This is a genomic window from Actinomadura sp. J1-007 (assembly GCF_009793335.1).
Lineage (GTDB): Bacteria > Actinomycetota > Actinomycetes > Streptosporangiales > Streptosporangiaceae > Spirillospora > Spirillospora yumaensis.
In genome coordinates this window covers 208,035-227,669 of sequence record NZ_WING01000002.1, presented here as the reverse complement: position 1 = coordinate 227,669, position 19,635 = coordinate 208,035, and the positions used below count along the sequence as shown (strand labels likewise).

The window sequence follows — 19,635 nt, the reverse complement described above, 5'->3', positions numbered from 1 at the left end:
AGATGGGGGCCCTGTCCCAGCCCGGGACAGGGCCCGCCCCCCGATCCCACCGCCACATCCCCCAAGCCACTACCTCTCGGAAGTAAAGGACTCGCCAAATGCTGCGGGCGCCGAACGAGCCGGCCCAGAACCGCGCCGTTCGCGAAGCCGCGGGCGGTGCGAGGGGGCCGGGTCAGGCGGGGACGCCGTCCCAGATCTGGTTCATCCTGACGATCATCACGGCGACGGCGAGGCAGGCGACGACGATCACGCCGGGGCCCAGCGCGAGCGCTCCAGCATTCCCCAGCCCGCGCCCGCGGCGGGGATCAGGAGGATGCCGACCAGGTAGCCGATGAACGTCGCGCTGTCGGAGGGGCCCTGGTCGTCGGCGAGCTTGACGAACCCGAGCACCGCCTGGACGACCAGCAGCACCTCGATGACGCCGAGCGCGCCGAGGTGCCACCGGTCCATCGCGCGGTCCCGCATGGCGGTGACCAGGCTGTGGAGGGCGGCCAGCAGCGACACGACGATGATCCCGTTCGCCAGCGCGTTCGTCACGGCAACCGAGAGTACTACCGGTCGTAGAGGATCGCTCGACTTGCCCGGCATGGGATCATTGCCCGCGTGAACGCGTTCCAGTGGCTCAACCTGGCCCGGCACGGCGAGAGCACCGGCAACGTCGCGTTCGGCGCGACCCGCGGCACCGACGCCGAGGAGACGGGCATCCCGAACGCGACGCCGACATCCCCCTGTCGGAGACGGGGCGGCGGCAGGCCGAGGCGCTCGGCCGGCGGCTCGCCGCCCTCCCCGAGGACGAGCGCCCGACCGCCGTCCTGTCCTCCCCGTTCCTGCGGGCGCTCGACACCGCCCGCATCGCGCTGGCGCAGACGCCGTACGCCGCGTCCGGCGGGCTGGAGCCCCGCGTGGACGAGCGGCTGCGCGACCGCGACCAGGGCGCCTTCGAGGGCCTCACGCACGTGGGCATCCGGCGCCGCTTCCCCGACGAGGCCGCGCGCCTGGCGCGCGTCGGCAAGTTCTACTACCGGCCGCCCGGCGGCGAGTCGTGGACCGACCTCGCGCTGCGGCTGCGCGCCTTCTACCGCGACCTCGCGGCCGAGGAGCCCGGCGGCCGGGTCCTCGTCGTGGCCCACGACGCGATCATCGTGATGTCCCGCTACCTGGTGGAGGAGCTGTCGGAACGGGAGGTCCTCGCCATCGAGAAGGAGCCCGTCGCCAACGCGTCCCTCTCCCGCTGGCGCGGCGACGGCCGTGCGATGCGCGCGGTCACCTACAACGACCGTTCCCACCTGGACGAGGCGCCGGCCACCACGGTGCCCGACGCCTCGGCCTCCTCCTGACCCGTCCGGGCGCGCGCCGGGGCCGGGGGGCGCGGACGGCCGGCGTCCGCTAGGCGTCGCCGTCGAGGAGGCGGGCGCTGCGGGAGGCGACGGCGGCCAGCCGCGGGTCCCCGGCGGGCAGCACGGCGCGGAGCCGTTCGAGCACCTCCGGGTCGGCGCGCCCCGGGTCGGTCTGCGCGTACGCCCACAGCGCGCCGGCGCCGCCGCGGTCGAGCAGGTGCCGCCGGGTGCGGACGGCGAGCTCGTCGCGTTCGGCCCGGATCGCGGGCGCGTCCGAACGGGGCAGCAGCTCGCCGCCGTAGAGCCGCGCCGCGGACACGGCGTCGCCCTCGTCCAGCAGCCGGCGCACGGTGAGGAAGTCGGCGTCGACGGCGCACGACAGCCGGTACGGCTTGGCGCGGACGAGGTCGCCGAGCTGCCCGCGCAGCCGGTGGATCTCCGCGCGGACCGTGACCGGGCTGCCCTCGTCCCCGTACAGGTGGCGGGAGAGCCGGTCGCCGTTCAGGCCCCGCGGGTTGAGCGCGAACAGCGCGAGGATCTCGGCGTGCCGGAGCGTCAGCGGGATGCGCCTGCCGTCGAGCAGGGCGTACGGCTGCTCGGTCCCGAGGAGCGTGAGGGTCAGCAGCGGCCTCGCGCCCGCGCCGCCCGGCGCGCCCGCCACGTTCGGCGCGCCCGGCGTCCCCGTCCGTACGGGCCGGGGGGCGGCCGGGCCGTCGGACGGCCGCAGGACGAACACCTCGCCGAGCGGTTCGGCGATCGCGGGCCGCCCGTCCGGGAGGGCGATCTCGCCGCCCGCGACGGGCACCGCGACGCGCCGCCCGTTCCAGCCGTCCGGCTCGGCGGCCAGGATCCGGCCGGTGGCGGTGGCGAGGACGCCGCGCGCGCCGCGCAGGGCGCGCAGGTGCGGGAGGAAGCGCTCGCGCAGGCGCTCGTCGCGCAGCCGCATCTCCAGTTCGAGCCGCGACTCGGCGAGCCGCGCGGCGGCGCCGACGAGCGCGACCGCCGCCGGATGCAGCGCCTCGACGGTCGCGCTGACGTCGACGCAGCCGATCACCCGCCCGGTGTCGGGGTCGGTGATCGGCGCCCCGGCGCACGACCAGCGGTGCAGAACGTGCGCGACGTGCTCGGACGCGTAGACGTACTCGGGGCGTCCCGTGGCCAGCGGCGTGCCGATGCCGTTCGTGCCGACCGAGCCCTCCGCCCAGCAGAAGCCCTCCAGCAGCCCGATGCGCTCGGCCTGCCGCCGCGCGGTGGGCGGCCCGTCCGTCCACAGCGCGTGCCCGGCCTCGTCGGTGATCACCATCAGGTGGTCGGCCTCGTCCGCGACCTGCCGCAGCAGGTCCCGCAGCATCGGCAGGTGCGGGTCGAGCGGATGCGCCGCGCGCGCGTCGGCGACCCGGTCGCGGTCGTACACCAGGGGCGCGGCCTGCACGCCGGTGTCGACGCCCGCCTCCCGCGACCGCCGCCACGATTCCGAGATCGGCGGGCGCGCCGCGGAAGCGCCGTCCTCGGCACGCGGCCCCGCCCCGCCGGGGCGCGCATGCCCCGCGCCGGGCCATCCGCTCGCCCGAACGGGCGGGAACCCGTTCACCACGTCCCGCGCGCCGCCATCATCGGCCCACCCGGGGCGACCCCGGCCGTCTCCCGCCCTGTCTGCCGACCGGCTCATTCTGTGGCGCTTCCGGACGACCGTTAATCTGGCTGGTCGGGCGCCGGCCGTCCGCGTCATACGGCGCGGGGCCCGCTCCGTGGGGGCCGTGCGCCGCGGCGAGCGCTGTGCGGGGTTCCGGAATCGGGTCTGTGGGGTCCTCGGACGCGCGTGGAACGGGTACCGCCGAGTCCTGCACCGCCATCGGTCTCTTCCTCGGAGTGAGAATCTCTGATCGGTTTGAGGATCGGCCCTAACCCTTTACGGCGCAACCGGTTCCCGGGAACCGGTCAGCCTCGGCGTTCGCACCCAGGGTGACCGGACGGTCGCAACGTGCGTGCAACGTCGCGGCGCCTAACGTACTGCCACCGCCGGGATCCGGCCGCGGCGGCCTGCGGCGTTCCGCCGTCGTGAGCGCGTCCGGGGGGGACGCACACGGGACGGCGCGTCGAGGCCGCCGCGCCGGCGTCCCGGCGGCCAGGGGAGGGATTCACCATGCTGTGCCTGACCTGCCGGCGCGTGCGTCCGGCGGAGACCCGCGCGGACTACACCACCGAACGCGCGCGGCTCATCGTCCAGCACGGCCTGTGCTCGTGCGCGCACCCCCGCGCGCCCCGTGCGCACCGGGTCGCCCGGGACGCTCTCGTTCACCCGAAGGACACCCGTCGACCGTGAACCGTTTCCGCCCGGTTCGCCTAGAGTTTAGGAGGAATCCCCGCGTCAAGATCCCCAAGTAGAGGAGCATCATGACCGTGATCTCGGGTCTCGTCCGCCGCGCCGCCGCGGAGGCGGAGCGCCATCTGCGCGGGGGGCTCGACCACCTCGCCAGACTGGGACGGGACCTCGAACGCACGGCCGGGCTCCGCAGCCTACCGCCCGCCCACGAGGAGCGGATCCGGCGCCTGGAGGAGGCCCTCGCCGACCAGGACGCGGGCCTCGCCGCCGTGCGCGCCGAGCTCGACTCGCTGGTCGTCCAGCTCAACGACCGGCTCCTGCCGCGCATCGACGAGCGGATGGACGACAACGAACGGGACCTGGCGGGACTCGCGACCGGCCTGATCCGGACGGGCAAGGACACCGCCGCCAACCGCGGCCATCTCGAAACCCTCGACCGCCGGTTCACCGACCTGCGCGGCAAGCTCGCCCAGATGGAGCAGCGGGCGGGCCTGTGGCGCGACCTCCAGGCCACCATGGCGCGCCTCGGCGACGACATCGACGCCCTGCGCTCCCGGGTCGAGACCCGTACGGACCGCCCGCTGCCCGTACCCGCGCCGGGGCCCGCGGAGCACGCCGCCGAGGCGACGGACCTCGCCGGGGAGCGCACCGATGGCCGCACCGATGGTCGCGCCGCGACCGAGAGCGTCAAGGAACGCCTGAGCGGCCACCTCATCGAACGCGTCGCCGAGCACGCCGCCGACCGCGTTCCGGGGCACGCGGGCAAGCACGCGGCGGAGCACACGGTCGAACGCGTCGCGGGCCGCGTCCCGAGCGGGTCGGCGAACGTCCCGGCGACGGCGCCTCGTTCGGCACCGGCTCCGGCGGCGACCCCCGCCTCTGACCGTCCCCCACGATGCCCGCCGGGACGTCCCGCGCACCGTTCGAGGGGACGGTTCGCGGGCGGGGGACCGGCGGGACGACAATGGGGGCATGGGCATGACTGAGGGTTCCAACGCCGCTGATCGCGTGGTCGTGGTGGCGGGTGCGAGCGGTCCGGCCGGGCGGGCGGCCGTGCGGCGGCTGGCGGCGGACGGCTCGCGCGTCGTCGCGGCGGCGCGCACGCCGGGGACGTGGGACGAAGACCGCGTCTCCCCGCCGCCGTGGACCTGCTGGACGCCGACGCGACGCGGGCCTGGGCGGACGGCGTCGCCGCCGAGCACGGGCGCGTGGACGGGCTGATCCACCTCGTGGGCGGCTGGCGGGGCGGCGGGTCGTTCGCCGACACCGACCTCGCCGACTGGGCGTTCCTGCACGGCGCGCTGATCCGCACGTTGCAGCACACCACGCTCGCCTTCCACGACCACCTGCGGAAGGCGCCCGCCGGACGGGTCGCGATCGTGTCGCAGCACGCCGCCCAGCGCCCGACGCAGAACGTGGCCGCCTACGCCGCCGCGAAGGCCGCCTCCGAGGCGTGGACGCTCGCGCTGGCCGACTCGTTCGCCCACGCGACGAGCGGGAACGCGGGCGAGGGCGGCGCGGGCGGGGGCTCGGCGTCCGGGGCGTCCGGGCCGGCGGCTAGCATCCTCGTAGTGAAAGCCCTGCTCACGGACGCGATGCGTGAGGAGAAGCCGGACGGCGCGTTCCCCGGGTTCACGCACGTCGACGACCTCGCGACGGTCATCGCGGGCCTCTGGGACCGCCCCGCCAGCGAGCTGAACGGAACACGCCTTGACCTCTCCCACCCCTGACCACGCCCCGGCCCCGCGACTGCCCCCGCCGCCCCGGCGGCGCGCGGATTCGCGAGCGACAACCAGGCGAGCGTCCACCCCGACGTCCTCGCCGCGCTGGCCGCGGTGAACGACGGGCACCAGCCCGCGTACGGCGGCGACACCGCCACCGCGCGCCTGCGCGAGGTGGTCCGCGGCCATTTCGGGGAACGCGCCGAGGTGTTCCCGGTGTTCAACGGCACGGGCGCCAACGTCGTGTCGTTGCAGGCGATGTCGGAGCGCTGGAGCGCGGTGGTCTGCCCCGAGTCGGCGCACATCAACAACGACGAGGGCGGCGCCGCCGAGAAGGTCGCCGGGCTCAAGCTGATCCCGGTCCCCGCGCCGGACGGGAAGCTGACGCCGGACCTGGTCGACCGGTACGCGCGCGGCTTCGGCAACCCGCAGCAGGCCCAGCCGGCCGTCGTGTCGATCACCCAGACCACCGAGCTCGGCACCGCCTACACCGCCGGGGAGATCGCGGCGCTCGCCGCGTGCGCGCACGAGCGCGGGATGCTGCTGCACATGGACGGCGCGCGGATCGCCAACGCGGCGGCGACGCTCGACCTGCCGATGCGCGCGTTCACGACCGACGCCGGTGTGGACGTGCTGTCGTTCGGCGGCACCAAGAACGGCCTGCTGCTCGGCGAGGCGATCGTCGTCCTGCGGCCGGACGCCGTGCGCGGCATGGTCTACCTGCGCAAGGCGGCGATGCAGCTCGCGTCCAAGATGCGGTACCTGTCGGCGCAGCTCGTCGCGCTCCTCGACGGCGACCTGTGGCTGCGCAACGCCCGGCACGCCAACGCGATGGCGGCCCGCCTGGCGGACGCCGTCCGCGACCTGCCGGGCGTGGAGATCCGGTACGCGGTGCAGGCCAACTCCGTGTTCGCGGTCATCCCGAAGGACGTGGCCGAACGGCTCCGCAAGCGGTTCGCGTTCTACACGTGGGACGAGCGGACGGGCGAGGTCCGCTGGGTGTGCTCGTTCGACACCACGGAGGCCGACGTCGACGCGTTCGCCGCCGCCCTCGCCGAAGAACTCTCCACCTGAGCCACCCGCCGCCCGACCGCCACATCGCACGCCCCCGCCGCACGCCCCGCTGTGCGCCCACACCGCACGCCCGCGCCGCACGCCCGCGCCGTGCGGTCGTGTTCGGCGGGATACCAAGCGAGCGCTCAGTTGGTCGCCGGGCTATCGTGGTGCCGAACTCGATTCGGTGCTTAACAGGAGGCGAGCCGGATGGCCAACCGCACCTTCGTCGTCGGCGTGGGCATGACCAAGTTCGAGAAGCCGGGCTCCCGCGACTGGGAGTACCCGGACATGGCCAAGGAGGCCGTCGGCAAGGCACTGGAGGACGCGGGCGTCGCCTACGGCAAGGTGGAGGCGGCGTACGCGGGGTCGATGTACGGGGCCATGGGCCAGCGCGCGCTCTACGAGACCGGCATGACCGGCATCCCCGTGATGACGGTCGCCAATGCCTGCGCGACCGGTTCCAGCGCGCTGTTCCTCGCCCGGCAGGCCGTGCGCGGCGGGCTGGCCGACTGCGCGCTCGCGCTCGGCATGGAGAAGATGCAGAAGGGCTCGCTCGGCGCGGGCGTCGGCAAGTCGAAGGTCACCATCATCGACCACCACCTCAACTCCATGGTCGAGGGCCGCCCGTGGGAGATGGACAAGGCGCCGATGCCGCAGATGTTCGGCAACGCGGGCCGCGAGCACATGGAGAAGTACGGCTCGACCCCGACCACTACGCGTGGATCGGGTGGAAGAACCACAAGCACTCGGTGCACAACCCGTACGCGCAGTTCCAGGACGAGTACTCCCTGGACGACGTCCGGAACGCGACGATGATCTTCGATCCGCTCACCAAGCTCCAGTGCTCCCCCACCTCGGACGGCGCCGCCGCCGCGCTCGTCGTCAGCGAGCGCTTCGTCGACGAGCACGGCCTCGGCGACCAGGCCGTCGAGATCGCCGGGCACCACATCGCCACCGACACCCCCGACAGCTTCGAGGACCACTCGTCCATCCAGGTCGTCGGGTTCGGCTGTTCGCAGCGTGCGGCCCGCAAGGCGATGGACGAGGCGCAGGTCGCGATCGACGACGTGGACGTCATCGAGCTGCACGACTGCTTCAGCGCCAACGAGCTCATCACCTACGAGGCGCTCGGCATGGCGGACGTGGGCGAGGGCCACAAGCTCGTCGACGACCAGGCCACCACGTACGGGGCAAGTGGGTCGTCAACCCGTCCGGCGGCCTCATCTCCAAGGGCCACCCGCTCGGCGCCACCGGCATCGCCCAGTGCGCCGAGCTCACCTGGCAGCTCCGCGGCAAGGCGGGCGGGCGCCAGGTCGAGGGCGCCCGCGTCGCCCTCCAGCACAACATCGGGCTCGGCAGCGCGTGCGCCGTCGCCGTCTACAAGCCCGCGTTCTGACCGGTCGTTCCCGGAGCCCCCGCCCGCCGTCCGCGGCGGGGGCTCCCGCCGTCCGTCCGCGGCGGGCGGGGGCTCCCGCCGTCCGTCAACGCCAGGTGCACAGGTCGACGAAGATCTCGCACAGGTCGACCGACATGATGCCGATGCCCCTGGCCAGGATCGAACCCTCCGGCCCCGGCACGTGCACGACGCCTCCGAGCCCGCTGAAGAACTGATCGAGAACGTTCAGCAGCACGGGGATGTCGCCCTGCCTGCGGCCCATCACCTCCGCGACCCGCCCGAGGCCGTCGATCGTCTCGCCGATGGCGCCGCCCTTCCGCGCCAGCGTGCCGCCGACCCGTTCCGCGAGGCCGGCCGTCTCGTCCAGCAGGCGCCCCAGCCGGTCGGGCCGCCCGTGCACGGCGGGACCGAGCCGGTTCAGGTCCCCGGCGATCCCCGTGACCGTCCCTCCGCGGCCGGCGAACGTACCGGACAGCCCGGTCAGGTCGGACACCAGCGCGCGGAGCTCGGCGCGGCGCGCGTGGAACGCGTCCAGCACCGCCGAACCGTTGACCACGGTCCTGCGCAACGCCGGGCCCTGCCCGTCCAGGCCGCTCCCGAGCGTGCGCAGAAGCGTCTCGACGTCCTCCGGGGCGACGGCGCGCGACAGCTCGTACGCGGGCCCGGCGATGCCGGTCGCCTCCCGCGGATCGACCGTGCGGGCGATCGTCGCGCCGTCCGGGAGCACCCTGCCGGGCGGGCCGGGCTCCAGCGTCAGGTCCTTCGGCCCGAACACCGACACGGGCTCGATCGCCGCCACCGTGCCCGCCGTGACCCGGACGCCGCGTTCGACCCGCATCCCGACCGCGACGCGCCCGTCGGGGAGCAGCCGCGCCGACTCGACGCGGCCGACCGTGACGCCGCGCACCTTGACGTCCGACCTGCCCGGGTCCAGCCCCTGCCCCGCCGTCCTGAACGTCGCGCGGAAGCGGTGCGCGCGCCCGCCCGGCGGCGCCGACGCGACCGCCACGACCACCGCGGCGAGCACCATGACGGCGATCCCGAACGCGGCGTGGAGCGTCCGGCTGCGTTGCGAGAGGTGCTCATCGCTCATGGCGCGGTTCATGGTCGGCTCCCGGCGGGCAACGGCGGGCGGCCACCGGACCACCCCGCCCGGAGCCCGGTCACCGCCCGAGGGACCGCCATTGCACCCGTTCGCCGGGGGCGCGGGCTATGCGGAACGTGACGAAGGTCGCCCCGTCAGGCTGTGACCGGACTCACAAAGCACCGCGCCGACCTGCGGGACGACGATCTGACGTGCGACAAATATTGACTCACGTCTCATCTCGCTCCATGCTGATGAGCAGATGGTCACTGGAGGTGCGATGCCCGCCCCGTTCCCCCGCCCGGCGTTCATCCGCCGCGCCCCCGCCCTCCCACCCGTCGGCACGGCCACCGGAACGGCCGCCGGAACGCGGGGCGCCGCGCCGCCGGCGGCCGGGAAGAACGCGGCCGCGCCGCTCGGCCCCGGCTCCCTGCTGTGGAAGTACGCGTCCGACATGCGCTCCCTGCTGCCGGGCGCCGCCGCCGGGCTGATGCAGCTCCTGCACCCGGGGATCGGCGCGGGCGTGTCCGAGCACTCGGCGTTCTTCGACTCCCCGTTCGACCGGATCCACCGCTCCGTACCGCAGATCTGGGCGACGATCCTCGCCCCCGACGGCGACGCGCGCGGCAGGGGCATCCGCGACCTGCACCGCGCCATCGGCGGCGTCGACGAACGCGCACGCCGCTACCACGCGCTCGAACCCGAGACCTTCTGGTGGGCGCACGCCACGTTCACATGGGAAATCTTCAAGGCCGTCGAGGTTTTCCACCCTGAAACGCTCAGCGCTGAGGAGCACGACCAGCTCTACGCCGAGACCGTCACCTGGTATTCGCGCTACGGCGTCAGCATGCGACCCGTTCCGCCGGACTACGCCGCGTTCCAGTCGAAGTTCTGGCACATCTGCGCGGAACGCCTCGAACTCACGCCCGCCGCGGCGCGCGCCCTCGACATCGCCAAGAACGGCTCGGACACCGTCACGCTCATGCCCGTGGGAGGCAGGGCCGTAGAAAAGGCGGGCCGCATCGTCGCCGAACGCCCGCTCCGCCTCGTCACGTTCGGCTGCATGCCCTCCATCGTGCGGGAACGCTTCGACATCCCCTGGGGCCCGTTGGACCAGGCCCGTTTCTCCGCCCTGGCCCTGACGAACCGGCAGGGCTACCGCATGGTCCCCACCGGCCTCAACCACTGGGCCCTGCGCAGCATGCTCCGCTACATCGGCTCCCAGACCCGCGACCACCGCTACCGCCCGGCCGCCTAGACCTCCGCGTACGCGTGGACGAGGACGTCCCGTACCCGGCGCTTGACGTCCTCCGGGGCGAACGCTGCTTCCAGCGCGTCCAGGTTCATCTGCGCGAAATCCGCCTGCGTCCAGCCGAGAACGTCGCGCAGCCGCTCGTACTCCCGCGTCAGCCGCACGTTCGTGACCGCGCGGGCGTCGGTGCTGATCCCCACCGGAACGCCCGCCTCGCGCAGCCGTCCGACCGGATGCTCCTCAAGAGACGGCACCGCGCTGGTCTGTACGTTGCTCGCGGGGCAGATCTCCAGGTGGACGCGCTCCTCCGCAAGCCGTGCCAGCAATTCCCGGTCTTCCACGCTGTGGACGCCATGGCCGATGCGCCGGGTGCCGGTCTTGTCGAGGGCCTCCCGCACGTTCTCCGGGCCACCGGACTCCCCCGCGTGCACCGTCACGCCGAGCCCTGCCTCCCGCGCCAGCGCAAACGCGGGAACATGCCCGTCCAGAGGGAAACCGATTTCGTCCCCCGCGATGTCGAGCCCCGCCACGGGCCCCGACCCTGCGTGCCGTACGGCGAGGCGAGCCGTTTCGAGACTCCGCTCGGTGTCGTAGTCGCGCAGCGTGCAGAGGATCAGCCGCGCGTCGATCCCCGTCGCCGCCGCCTGCGCGGCCGTCTCCTCCGCCACGTACGCCACGACCTCGTCCCCCGACATGGAACTGTCAGCGGCGTGCACCAGCGGCGCGAACCGCAACTCCACGTACGCGACGCCGTCCCGGGACATCTGCTCGAAGACGTCTTGCACCGCGATCCGCAACGCCCGTTCGCTCTGCAACAGCGCCCGGTAGTTCATCGTGTAGCCGAGGAAGTCCGCCAGCGACGGGCACCGCTCGGGCCCGACGAAGTCGCGCGCGTACCGCTCGCGCGTGATCCGCGGATCGATCCTGCGAACGGCGCCGTAGCTCAGGCAGCAGTCGAGATGACTGTGCAACTCCACCTTCGGAAGGGTCGTGAGATCCATCCGCCCAACGCTAGTCATACGTACCACTCCCCCGCCATCGCATTTCCCGAGTCCCACCTCCCGCCGCGTGCCTTGCGGTCGGGCGGGCGGCGCGAAGGGGCTTCGGGCGGGCATGCCGTTCCCAATCTCTGGTACGCGTTCCTCTGGATGGAACGTCCCGGTCGCATAACCTTCAGCCGGAAGGCCGACAAACAAGGTGTGGAGACCATCGCCGCCGGCGCTGAACGCGCGGCGCCCGCCGAGCGCCCTGTTCTCGGCGGCGACGCCGCGGAACCCGACCCGACCCCCGCGAGCATCCGGCTCGTTCCCCCGAGCCGCGGGGCCTGGCGTGCTTCCCGCGTCCGCTGGGCGCTCGCGGGCGTTCTGCTGACGACGCTCGCCGCGATCCTGATCGTGACCCACGGCCAGGGACCGGTGCGTTCCGCGGTGTCCGCGTTCAGGAACGTGCGGTGGGAGTTCCTGCCCGCGCTCATCGTCCTGTCCGTACTGCACTACGTCTTCGCCGCGATCGCCTTGCGCGGCGCGTCCGGGCGGAGCCTTCCCCTTTACACGACGACGCTGGCGCAGTTCACCGCGGCGGCGGCCAACCGCGTCACTCCCGGCGGCCTCGGGGCGGTCGCCGTCAACACCCGCTACCTCGTCTGCCGCGGCATGCCGCTGCCCCGCGCCGCCGTCGCGGTCGCCGTGCTCCAGGTCGCCGGCGTCCCGGCCGACCTCCTGCTGATGGCGGCCGTCCTCGCGCTCGGCGGCGGCGACGACCGGATGCTCGACGCGATGGGCGAGCACGCCGCGCAGGCCGCCGACCTCGTACCGCCCCTCCCCCTCCTCATCGCCGTCGGCGTGCTCCTCCCCGCGGCCGTGCTGTACGGGCGGCGCGCGATGCGTTCGGCCGTCGTCGCACGGGCGATGGACGGCCTCCTCGAACTGTGCCGCCGTCCCCGCGACCTGGCGCTCACGCTCGCCGCGTCGGCCGCCACCACCTGCGTCATGGGCGCGGCGTTCGGGCTCAGCGTCCTCGCCGTCCCGGGAACGGCCGCCGGGCCGGGCGACCTCCTCCCGCTCCTCGCGGCCTACCTGGTCGGCGCCGCCGCGAGCTCCGCGCTCCCCTCACCGGGCGGCGTCGGGTCCACCGAGGCCGCCCTGCTGGCCGCGCTCGCGGCGCTCGGGGTGGCGGCCGGTCCCGCGCTCCAGGCGGTCCTGCTGTTCCGGGCCGTCACGTTCTGGGCGCCGGTGCCGATCGGCCTGCTGGCCTGCCGGACCCTGCGCCGTTCCCCGCGCCCCGCGCCCTTTACAATGTAGATCACTAAATCGCGAAGACCTTCCGCGCGTTCCCGGACAGGAAGGCCGTACGCGCCGCGTCGTCGAGCCCGAGCTCCTCCAGCCCCCGCAGCGCCCGCTCGGGCGTGATCATCGGATAGTTGGTGCCGAACAGGACTTTGTGGTGCCGGTCCTGCGCCATGTACCGCACCAGCTCCGGCGGATAGCGCCGCACGGTGTAGGCGGACGTGTCGATGTAGACGTTCGGATGCTTGCGGCACACCGCGACCATCTCCTCCGTCCACGGATAGCCGATATGGCCGCCCACGATGACGAGTTCCGGGAAGTCCAGCGCGACCTGGTCGATGTACGGGATCGGCCGCCCGGTCTCACTCGGACGCAGCGGCCCGGTGTGCCCGACCTGCGTGCAGAACGGGATTCCCAGCTCGACGCACTCGGCGAACAGCGGATAGAAACGGCGGTCCGTCGGCGGCAGTTCCCAGAGCCACGGAACGACCCGCAACCCCTTGAAGCCGAGCTCGTTGACGCAGCGCCGCAATTCCCGAACGGCCTCCATCGGCTTCCGCAGATCCACGGACGCGATCCCGTGAAGCCGCCCCTCCGCCGCCGCGACGAACCCCGCCACCTCGTCATTGCTCACCAGGGCGCCCTCGGGCCCGTACCAGGCGCTGATGAGCCCGGCGTCCACTCCCCCGGCGTCCATCGCTGCCACGGTCACCTCGACCGGGACCTCCTCCTCGGGCGGCTCCTGCCCCGTCCACCGCCAGAGCGAATCGAGCATCTCGTGCTTCAGAAACCGGACCGTCCCATGCTGCATCCACGCGTCAACGACCATGTGCCTCTCCCGCGAGCGACCGCCACGCGGCCTCGCCCAGCCTCTCGATCAGCTCGTCCCCGGGCTCGGGGACCGCACCGTTCAGCCACAACCGGCTGAGCTCCTGCGCCGGCCCCAGCCACAGCACGAACGCTGTGACGAGGTCCAGCTCCGGCAGCGCCCCGTAATGCGCGTGCGCCCGCCACCAATTCCGCACCTCACCGAAGAACGCTTTGTTGCGTTCTTTCAGCTCACCGCCCTCCGGCGGCCTCTCCGTGAAAAGAAAGCGCGCCCGCGCGACGTTGTCCATACACCATCCGACATGGAACGCGACCGCGCCGGCCACTCCCCCGCGCGCGTCCGGATGCCGCCGCAGCTCTTCGAGGAACGCCTCCTGATAAAGCCCGATGCACTCGACGAACAACGCCTCCGCGACCTGCTCCTTGCCCGCGAAGTGGTGGTAGAAGCTCCCCACGCTGACGCCGCTCGCCTGCCGTACCCGGCTCAACGTCGTCCCCGCGGCCCCATCCCGCCCGAACAGCTCCAGAGCCGCCCGCAACACCCGATCCCGCCCGTCCACCCCCATAGAACAACATTCTGGCACCTCAGAACATCCTTCGGCCAGCCACACCCCTCCTTCCAGCCACACCCCCTACGAGCCGCCACTCCCCGCCCCGCCCACACCGCCGCCCCCCACCCCGCAGCCCCCGTCCCACAATCCCCTCAACCTGCCGCGCCGTTCCGCCCCGTAGACCTCCGCGCCCCCACAGAGGCGCAAGACCAGACCGTCCAACCACCCTCAGACCTCAACCTGACGCCTCCCCCTCCCCTCACCCACAGAGCTCTGCGCATTCATAAAGGCCGGCGGCTCGGTCCCCAAGACCGTGCTGGTGGCGCCGCCCGCGACGGCGGGATGCTGTGCGTCCGCTCGTTCATCCCCGTACGCCCGCACGCCGCGCTCGGCGTGCTCGGCGAAACCAGACCGTCCACCCCCAACGCCCACGCGGTGGCCCAGCCACGCGGCCACAGGGCCACGCGCCGCCCTCACCACCCTCAGCGCATTGGCCGACGACAATCCGCGACTCGCTCGCATAGCCCGGCTCGTGCCGCCGCCCCATGCTGCGCAAGCCAGGCCGTCGCATCGAGACGGAAGGCCGCCCAAAAGTCACGCTCTCGATCCGCAGCCCCGCCCCTGCCCTGCCCTCACTGAAGGGCAATGACAAAGTCGTCCACCTGATGATCGTCACCTGTCGTCCGAATTACTCGCCGTTATCTAACGCGAAGCGGAAACGGCACCGACATCCAGTCGCTTCCAGACCGTACGGAACGGCCGCATGGAAAAGTGGTGCTGGACCTACCCCCCATGGTGGTGCTGGACCTCTGGGGCGTGAAACGGACCGTTCGTACCGTCGTGCTCATGACGAATGCCGCAAATGAAGAACAAACCAGTGCCACCAGGCGGACGGCTTTGCGCGGGCTGGGACTCGCGGCGGGGGGCATACCGCTGGCCGTCGGGCTCGGTGCCTCGCCGGCCGCAGCAGATCCGCGGCGGGGAATCACCACCTACGTGCTGGTGCACGGTACCCACAGCGCCGGCGCGTTCTGGACGCCGATCGCACGGGAACTGACGCTGCGCGGTCACCGCGTCGTCATGGTGGACCAGCCGCTACATGGCGCGGAGGCGTTCGTGCCGGAGTCGTATCAGCGGCAGGATCTCAAGGCGATGGCAGACGAGCCCTCCCCGCTGAAGGGCCTCGGACTGGACGATTACGAGGCGCGCGTCACCGGCATCGTGCGGCGGGCGGCACGGAACGGCCCGGTGGTGCTGGTCGGGCACAGCCTTGGCGGCGTATCGGTCAGCCGTGTCGGCAACGCGGTCCCGCATCTGCTTCACCACATCTGCTACATGGCGGCCTTCTGCCCCAGTCGCGTCCTGCCCACAGCGGACGCCTGCACGGCGGCACCCGAGAACGCCAATGCCGTCAGCCCGGTCGAGCTGATGGTGGGCGACCCGGACCGGCTCGGTGTACTGCGCCTGAACTTCCGAACGGGCGACAGGCGTCAACTGGCCCTCCTCAAGGAAATGATCTGCGCGGACCTCCCCGACACCGACTTCCGCCGACTACTGGCCGGCATGCAGACCGACGAGCCAATCGCCGCTTACGCCGGTCGAGCGGTCGGCAGGGCTGGGAGCTGGGGGCGCATTCCCCGCACCTACCTGCGTTTCGGCAAGGACCGCACGATCGCCACCGCGCTCCAGGACAGAATGATCGCCGAAGCCGACGTGCTCACACCCGGCAACCGCTTCCGCGTGCACAATTTCGCAGATGCGTCCCACGCCGGTCCGCTGGACCCGACCCCGATCACAGAAGTCCTGGACACGCTCGCAGGCCAGAAGGCATAGGCCACCCGAAGAAACCACAGACCAAAAGTCTCTCTACCCGCCAGCACCAAAACCCCGTCCAGCCCGCAAACAAGCACTCTAGAACGAGGCCAATAGCCCAACCAGGCCATGACAAGCACCCCAGCGAGGCCGATGACCCAACCAGGCCGTGGACAACGTCAACTCCCTACCGGCACCATCCCCACGCACTCTCGTTCGATACGGATCTCCGACCGGCGGCAAGGGCATCGAGAGAATTTCCGCGACCCAGAGCGTGGCGTTCCAGACGGGCCAGCCGGGGAGCCGGGCGACCAGGGCGACGCCCGCGCCGAGAGGGACGAAGTGAAGGGCCTGGACGAGACTGAGCAGGATTCCCAGACAGGCCACCTTGAAATCGCCGGGCATTCGGGGCGAGGCCATGCCATGAGCGAGGCCCATGCCCCGCCTCAGTGGGAGTGGGCCTCTTGAAGCGATGCCCCCGCAAGGCGGGCGGCGAGGATGGCAGTAAAGTTGGGACAGTCGTAGAAGTCCTCGTGCGGGCAGGCCAGCCCGTGCGCGATCGCGGTACGGGCCGCTTGGGCCTGAGCGATCCGTTCGTCGAGCTCGGCGAGCTTGCGCTCCTGGAGTTCCTGCCAGGCGCGGGACTTTTCAGGTCGGGGCGTGACGAGCGCTTTGACCTCACGCAGCGTGAAACCAACATCGCGGAGCAGCAGGATCATCCCGACCAGCTCCACGGACGAGGCCGGATAGCGCCGCTGACCTGAAACCCGGGCCGGGACTGGAATGAGGCCCAGATCCTCCCAGTAACGCAACGCCGACGTGGCGACCCCGGTCGCCTTGGCCAGCTCGCCGATCGTCAATCGCTCGTCCGCCATATTGACTTCAAGCATACTTGAAGCCCTTGGCCGGCAACCACGACAACGAATCACTCAAGCAACACCCCATCACCTCGCCTGCAAGCCAATCCGACCAACCGGATAGCGCGGCCGGGCCAGATGTCGCGGCCGCCCGGATGGCGCTGCCGGTCGGATGGCGCTGCCGGTCGGATGGCGCTGCCGGTCGGATGGCGCTGCCGGTCGGATGGCGCTGCCGGTCGGATGGCGCTGCCGGTCGGATGGCCGTACGGGTGATAGCCGGACAGGTCATCGCGGGCGCTGACCGTACGGGCGCTGACCGGATGGATGCTGGTCGAGCGGGTCATGTCCGAACGCATCCTGGCGGGTACTGGCCGCACGGGTCATGGCCGCACGGGGTCATGGCAGGTGCTGGCCGTACGAGTGCTGGCCGCACAGGCCATCGCGGTCCTGGCCGGACGGGTCAAGGCCGCACGGGTCACCGCGGGTGCTGACGTACGGGTCAAGGCCACACGGGCCATCGCGGGTCCTGGCCGTACGAGTGCTGGCCGCACAGGCCATCGCGGTCCTGGCCGCACGGATCAAGGCCACACGGGTCACCGCGGGTGCTGACGTACGGGTCAAGGCCGTACGGGTGCTGGCCGCACGGATCCTGGCCGGACAGGTCACCGCGGGTGCTGGCCGCACTGGTCCTGGCCAGACAGGCCATCGCGGGTGCTGGCCGTACGGCTCCTAGCCGGACAGGTCACCGCGGGTGCTGGCCGCACGGGTCATGGCAGGTGTCCGCTGGGCGGATCATGGCTGGGCGGGTCATCGCGGGTGATGGCCGGACGGGTGATGCCCGAACGAGTCAAGGCCACACGGGTCATGACAGGTCCCCGCGGACGGGTGCTGGCCAGACGGGTGTCCTCCGGGTACTGGCCGGGCGAGTCCTGGCTGACGGGGCATGGCTCATCGCGGCTTCAAGCTGAAGCGCAACCTCTAGGTGGTGTGTTCCCTCCTCGACATGCGCCCCGGCGCCGGGGACTGGAAATCGGCTTTGGGCCGGGCATCGCCCTCGCCGAGGTGGTCTGCCGTGCCGCTCGCGGGAGCGTCTACGGCGTCGACCATTCCGACGTCATGGTCAGCCAGGCCGCCGAGCGGAGCGTGGCTGGCATCCGCGCCCGACAGGGCGAACTCGCACGCGCTTCAGCCGACCGTTTGCCGCACTTCGGCGAGCTGTTCGACGCGAGCGTCGCCGTGAACTTCCTCGGCTTCTGGTCCGACGCGCCCGACCTGCTCAGCGAGTTGCGCGGGCTGCTCCGTCCGAGCGGGCGCATCGGGCTCGCCGGTTCGCCCCGCCGCCCCGATGCGATTGCCGGCATCACTGTGCAGGCTGATCGCGAACTTCACGACCTTCTCACCCGGTCAGGCTTTACCCAGGTCCGCTTGGGAAGTGGCCTCGTACCGCCGGGCACCTGCGTTCTCGCCGCCGATCCGTCAGGTGAGCGGCCCTGACGACGTGGTCTTCAGCGAGCCGATACCCCGTTGAGAGCTTGGCTCGGCGGGGGGAACCGCTCTGCGGGACGTTTCGTTGGGAGCGGGCTCGTTGTTGAGGGGGCGTTGATTGGGTGGCTTATCTACTCCCTTCGTTGTATGCGCTGCCGCGATTCGTCGGGTTAGCGTGCGGTTGTGGCCGGACGGCGCGGGGGGCGGGGTTCCGGGGTGCGCCGGTTGGCGCGGGAGGGGATGGCCTCATGACCGATCGAACGTTCGAGGTGCCTGGCGGGATCACCGCGCATGTCCTGCGGAGCACACGTGAGACGGACGGTGCGCTCTTCCAGGTGGAGATCGAACTGGCCCCCAAGGCCAAGGGGCCGCCGCCGCACGTTCACATCGGGCAGGAGGAGTCGTTCACTGTTACGGAAGGCGTCCTTTCGGTGCGGTCGGGCAGGGAGTGGCTTCGTCTAGCGGCTGGGGAGACCGCGACTGTGCCGTCCGGTACGGTGCACGCTTTTCGGAACCGCACGGCGGAGCCGACGCGCATGGTCACGGAGATGACGCCGGCACTCGTCTTCGAGCACATGCTGCGGGTTCAGTCGGAGTCGCGCGTGCCTCCCCTTCTGCGGATCGCCGCGATCAATCATGGGCCGGACGCGTCGTTCTTTCTCGCCGGGCTCCCGATCGCGCTCCAGCGTCCTATGTGGAACGTCCTAGCCGTGATCGCGAAACTCGCGCGGCGGGATTTCTAGCCTTCTCACCACGCGCGTCTCGGGCGGGACAGGCGTGCGAGGTGGGCGGCTATGCGTTGCATGACAGCGTCGTCCGGTTGCCAGCCTCGGTGGAGCAGGGCGGTGAGCAGGGCTTCCAGGTAGGGGCCCGGGCGGGCGAGGAAGTCCTTGGTGACGGGGATGACCTCCCATCCCATCTGGGTGGCGAGCCACCGGCGGCGGTGCGCGTCGTGGGTGCGGGCGCGGATGCCGGTGTGATGGCGCTCGCCGTCGTACTCCAGGCCGACGCGGAACTGCTCGTAGCCCAGGTCGATGTAGAGCGGTCCGCCCCGGGGGCCGGGCACGGGGACCTGTGTCGCGGGGCGGGGGAAGCCCGCTTCGACGACGCGCACCCGGACCCAGCTCTCCCCCGGCGATCCGGCGCCCCGGTCGCCGAGCCGCAGCACCTCGCGCAGGCGTCTGGCGTCGCGGTAGCCGGGGAGGGCGCGGGCCATGGCCTTGAGGTCGTCGTGGTCGACGCCCCGGCGGAGGAACTGGTCGAGGGCGGCGACCGCCTCGTGGCGCGGGAGCCAGCGGGCGCAGTCGAGGGCCGTCCGGTCGAGGGACGTGACGCGCACTCCGGACTCCTCGACGATGTGGCCGCTCGGGAGCTCGGCGTCGAACGACGTGCCGGGGCCGGTGAGCTCGACGTGGCTGCCGGCGGCGGTCGTGCCCGGAGCCAGGACGTCGAGGCGCCAGATCCAGGCCGCGGTGCGGCGGGCCACCGCGATCTCGGGCGGCAGCAGGCGGGAAGCGAGAGCGGCCCGGACCGTGAGGGGCAGCGGACGGGCGGCCTCGCGGGTCGGGACGGCGCCGGGTGTGATCGGGACGAGGTGGGCATCGGCTGCTCGCTTCCAGGTCGAGGGGGCCATGTCCATCGATGATGG

21 protein-coding genes and 2 pseudogenes are annotated in these 19,635 nt (G+C 72.2%); 13 read left to right on the top strand and 10 right to left on the bottom strand.

Translation table 11 applies throughout. From position 1 onward, the window contains the following. Positions 1-246: 246 nt before the first annotated feature. Positions 247-537: a hypothetical protein gene (locus tag GEV43_RS35045; protein ID WP_241684148.1), complete on the bottom strand. Its 291-nt coding sequence runs from the start codon at positions 535-537 to the stop codon at positions 247-249. 80 nt (positions 538-617) lie between these two features. Here GEV43_RS35045 and GEV43_RS35040 point away from each other — a divergent pair, with 80 nt between their 5' ends. Then, complete coding sequence (locus tag GEV43_RS35040) at positions 618-1,337, top strand: histidine phosphatase family protein (RefSeq protein ID WP_309240098.1); 720 nt, start codon at positions 618-620, stop codon at positions 1,335-1,337. 49 nt (positions 1,338-1,386) lie between these two features. On the opposite strand, the gene GEV43_RS35035 is transcribed toward GEV43_RS35040, so the two are convergent. Beyond that, positions 1,387-2,769: a helix-turn-helix domain-containing protein gene (locus tag GEV43_RS35035; protein WP_160825088.1), complete on the bottom strand. Its 1,383-nt coding sequence runs from the start codon at positions 2,767-2,769 to the stop codon at positions 1,387-1,389. Positions 2,770-3,480: 711 nt separating this feature from the next. On the opposite strand from GEV43_RS35035, the gene GEV43_RS35030 reads away from it, so the two are divergent. The 6 genes and pseudogenes from GEV43_RS35030 (at position 3,481) to GEV43_RS51940 (ending at position 7,253) form a co-directional block, all read left to right on the top strand. After that, on the top strand, positions 3,481-3,660 hold the full coding sequence (locus GEV43_RS35030) for a hypothetical protein (RefSeq protein ID WP_160825087.1): 180 nt from the start codon (positions 3,481-3,483) through the stop codon (positions 3,658-3,660). Positions 3,661-3,731: 71 nt separating this feature from the next. Further along, the gene (locus GEV43_RS35025) at positions 3,732-4,646 is read left to right on the top strand and encodes a hypothetical protein (RefSeq protein ID WP_160825086.1); all 915 of its coding nucleotides are present in this window, start codon (positions 3,732-3,734) and stop codon (positions 4,644-4,646) included. Next, entirely contained in the window at positions 4,633-4,881 is a 249-nt protein-coding gene (locus tag GEV43_RS47065) for a hypothetical protein (RefSeq protein ID WP_164717251.1), read from the top strand. Before GEV43_RS35025 ends, GEV43_RS47065 begins: the two co-directional genes overlap by 14 nt. Beyond that, positions 4,803-5,390, top strand: a complete 588-nt coding sequence (locus tag GEV43_RS35020; RefSeq protein ID WP_309240097.1) for an SDR family oxidoreductase — start codon at positions 4,803-4,805, stop codon at positions 5,388-5,390. Before GEV43_RS47065 ends, GEV43_RS35020 begins: the two co-directional genes overlap by 79 nt. 33 nt (positions 5,391-5,423) lie before the next feature. After that, positions 5,424-6,455: pseudogene (locus GEV43_RS35015) on the top strand (threonine aldolase family protein); the annotation flags it as partial. Between the two features lie 189 nt (positions 6,456-6,644). Further along, positions 6,645-7,253: a beta-ketoacyl synthase N-terminal-like domain-containing protein gene (locus tag GEV43_RS51940; protein ID WP_241684147.1), complete on the top strand. Its 609-nt coding sequence runs from the start codon at positions 6,645-6,647 to the stop codon at positions 7,251-7,253. On the opposite strand, the gene GEV43_RS51935 is transcribed toward GEV43_RS51940, so the two are convergent. Next, positions 7,150-7,551: a hypothetical protein gene (locus tag GEV43_RS51935; RefSeq protein ID WP_241684146.1), complete on the bottom strand. Its 402-nt coding sequence runs from the start codon at positions 7,549-7,551 to the stop codon at positions 7,150-7,152. The two genes, GEV43_RS51940 and GEV43_RS51935, sit on opposite strands and share 104 nt — an antisense overlap. On the opposite strand from GEV43_RS51935, the pseudogene GEV43_RS56575 reads away from it, so the two are divergent. After that, positions 7,475-7,833: pseudogene (locus tag GEV43_RS56575) on the top strand (hypothetical protein). The gene GEV43_RS51935 and the pseudogene GEV43_RS56575 sit on opposite strands and share 77 nt — an antisense overlap. Before the next feature lie 85 nt (positions 7,834-7,918). On the opposite strand, the gene GEV43_RS35005 reads toward GEV43_RS56575, so the two are convergent. Beyond that, positions 7,919-8,926 (bottom strand): MCE family protein, encoded by a 1,008-nt coding sequence (locus GEV43_RS35005; RefSeq protein ID WP_160825084.1) that lies wholly within the window; start codon positions 8,924-8,926, stop codon positions 7,919-7,921. A gap of 271 nt (positions 8,927-9,197) precedes the next feature. On the opposite strand from GEV43_RS35005, the gene GEV43_RS35000 reads away from it, so the two are divergent. Beyond that, positions 9,198-10,175, top strand: coding sequence for an oxygenase MpaB family protein (locus GEV43_RS35000; protein WP_160825083.1), 978 nt, complete (start codon positions 9,198-9,200; stop codon positions 10,173-10,175). Here GEV43_RS35000 and add read toward each other — a convergent pair. Continuing rightward, a complete protein-coding gene (gene add, locus GEV43_RS34995) occupies positions 10,172-11,170 on the bottom strand; it encodes an adenosine deaminase (RefSeq protein WP_160825082.1) in 999 nt (332 codons plus the stop codon). The two genes, GEV43_RS35000 and add, sit on opposite strands and share 4 nt — an antisense overlap. Positions 11,171-11,368: 198 nt before the next feature. Here add and GEV43_RS34990 point away from each other — a divergent pair, with 198 nt between their 5' ends. Continuing rightward, positions 11,369-12,469, top strand: coding sequence for a lysylphosphatidylglycerol synthase domain-containing protein (locus GEV43_RS34990; RefSeq protein WP_160825081.1), 1,101 nt, complete (start codon positions 11,369-11,371; stop codon positions 12,467-12,469). 4 nt (positions 12,470-12,473) lie between these two features. On the opposite strand, the gene GEV43_RS34985 is transcribed toward GEV43_RS34990, so the two are convergent. Then, positions 12,474-13,283 carry an amidohydrolase family protein gene (locus GEV43_RS34985; RefSeq protein ID WP_160825080.1) on the bottom strand — a complete coding sequence of 270 codons (810 nt, stop codon included), beginning with the start codon at positions 13,281-13,283 and terminating at the stop codon, positions 12,474-12,476. Beyond that, positions 13,273-13,848 carry a TetR/AcrR family transcriptional regulator gene (locus GEV43_RS34980; RefSeq protein WP_160825079.1) on the bottom strand — a complete coding sequence of 192 codons (576 nt, stop codon included), beginning with the start codon at positions 13,846-13,848 and terminating at the stop codon, positions 13,273-13,275. Before GEV43_RS34980 ends, GEV43_RS34985 begins: the two co-directional genes overlap by 11 nt. Positions 13,849-14,625: 777 nt before the next feature. On the opposite strand from GEV43_RS34980, the gene GEV43_RS34975 reads away from it, so the two are divergent. After that, positions 14,626-15,666 (top strand): alpha/beta fold hydrolase, encoded by a 1,041-nt coding sequence (locus tag GEV43_RS34975; protein WP_206681548.1) that lies wholly within the window; start codon positions 14,626-14,628, stop codon positions 15,664-15,666. A gap of 425 nt (positions 15,667-16,091) precedes the next feature. Here GEV43_RS34975 and GEV43_RS34970 read toward each other — a convergent pair whose 3' ends face one another. Both GEV43_RS34970 and GEV43_RS34965 read right to left on the bottom strand, forming a co-directional pair. After that, positions 16,092-16,535 (bottom strand): MerR family transcriptional regulator, encoded by a 444-nt coding sequence (locus GEV43_RS34970; protein WP_160825078.1) that lies wholly within the window; start codon positions 16,533-16,535, stop codon positions 16,092-16,094. Between the two features lie 35 nt (positions 16,536-16,570). Further along, positions 16,571-16,846 (bottom strand): hypothetical protein, encoded by a 276-nt coding sequence (locus GEV43_RS34965; RefSeq protein WP_160825077.1) that lies wholly within the window; start codon positions 16,844-16,846, stop codon positions 16,571-16,573. A gap of 475 nt (positions 16,847-17,321) precedes the next feature. Here GEV43_RS34965 and GEV43_RS34960 point away from each other — a divergent pair, with 475 nt between their 5' ends. Further along, the gene (locus GEV43_RS34960; RefSeq protein ID WP_160825076.1) at positions 17,322-17,996 is read left to right on the top strand and encodes a methyltransferase domain-containing protein; all 675 of its coding nucleotides are present in this window, start codon (positions 17,322-17,324) and stop codon (positions 17,994-17,996) included. A 239-nt stretch (positions 17,997-18,235) separates the two neighbouring features. Beyond that, a complete protein-coding gene (locus GEV43_RS34955; protein WP_160825075.1) occupies positions 18,236-18,730 on the top strand; it encodes a cupin domain-containing protein in 495 nt (164 codons plus the stop codon). Between the two features lie 5 nt (positions 18,731-18,735). Here the strand turns inward: GEV43_RS34955 and GEV43_RS34950 are convergent, their stop codons facing one another. Then, positions 18,736-19,620: a hypothetical protein gene (locus GEV43_RS34950; protein WP_160825074.1), complete on the bottom strand. Its 885-nt coding sequence runs from the start codon at positions 19,618-19,620 to the stop codon at positions 18,736-18,738. Positions 19,621-19,635 lie beyond the last annotated feature (15 nt).

What these genes read in the sequence shown, in the direction of transcription:
- GEV43_RS35030 (WP_160825087.1), top strand. Translation starts at nt 3,481, where the DNA reads ATGCTGTGCCTGACCTGCCGGCGCGTGCGTCCGGCGGAGACCCGCGCG.
- GEV43_RS35025 (WP_160825086.1), top strand. Translation starts at nt 3,732, where the DNA reads ATGACCGTGATCTCGGGTCTCGTCCGCCGCGCCGCCGCGGAGGCGGAG.
- GEV43_RS47065 (WP_164717251.1), top strand. Translation starts at nt 4,633, where the DNA reads ATGGGCATGACTGAGGGTTCCAACGCCGCTGATCGCGTGGTCGTGGTG.
- GEV43_RS51940 (WP_241684147.1), top strand. Translation starts at nt 6,645, where the DNA reads ATGGCCAACCGCACCTTCGTCGTCGGCGTGGGCATGACCAAGTTCGAG.
- GEV43_RS51935 (WP_241684146.1), bottom strand. Translation starts at nt 7,551, where the DNA reads ATGAGCTCGTTGGCGCTGAAGCAGTCGTGCAGCTCGATGACGTCCACG.
- GEV43_RS35005 (WP_160825084.1), bottom strand. Translation starts at nt 8,926, where the DNA reads ATGAGCGATGAGCACCTCTCGCAACGCAGCCGGACGCTCCACGCCGCG.
- GEV43_RS35000 (WP_160825083.1), top strand. Translation starts at nt 9,198, where the DNA reads ATGCCCGCCCCGTTCCCCCGCCCGGCGTTCATCCGCCGCGCCCCCGCC.
- add (WP_160825082.1), bottom strand. Translation starts at nt 11,170, where the DNA reads ATGGATCTCACGACCCTTCCGAAGGTGGAGTTGCACAGTCATCTCGAC.
- GEV43_RS34985 (WP_160825080.1), bottom strand. Translation starts at nt 13,283, where the DNA reads ATGGTCGTTGACGCGTGGATGCAGCATGGGACGGTCCGGTTTCTGAAG.
- GEV43_RS34980 (WP_160825079.1), bottom strand. Translation starts at nt 13,848, where the DNA reads ATGGGGGTGGACGGGCGGGATCGGGTGTTGCGGGCGGCTCTGGAGCTG.
- GEV43_RS34975 (WP_206681548.1), top strand. Translation starts at nt 14,626, where the DNA reads ATGGTGGTGCTGGACCTCTGGGGCGTGAAACGGACCGTTCGTACCGTC.
- GEV43_RS34970 (WP_160825078.1), bottom strand. Translation starts at nt 16,535, where the DNA reads ATGCTTGAAGTCAATATGGCGGACGAGCGATTGACGATCGGCGAGCTG.
- GEV43_RS34965 (WP_160825077.1), bottom strand. Translation starts at nt 16,846, where the DNA reads ATGACCCGCTCGACCAGCATCCATCCGGTCAGCGCCCGTACGGTCAGC.
- GEV43_RS34960 (WP_160825076.1), top strand. Translation starts at nt 17,322, where the DNA reads ATGGCCGGACGGGTGATGCCCGAACGAGTCAAGGCCACACGGGTCATG.
- GEV43_RS34955 (WP_160825075.1), top strand. Translation starts at nt 18,236, where the DNA reads ATGACCGATCGAACGTTCGAGGTGCCTGGCGGGATCACCGCGCATGTC.
- GEV43_RS34950 (WP_160825074.1), bottom strand. Translation starts at nt 19,620, where the DNA reads ATGGCCCCCTCGACCTGGAAGCGAGCAGCCGATGCCCACCTCGTCCCG.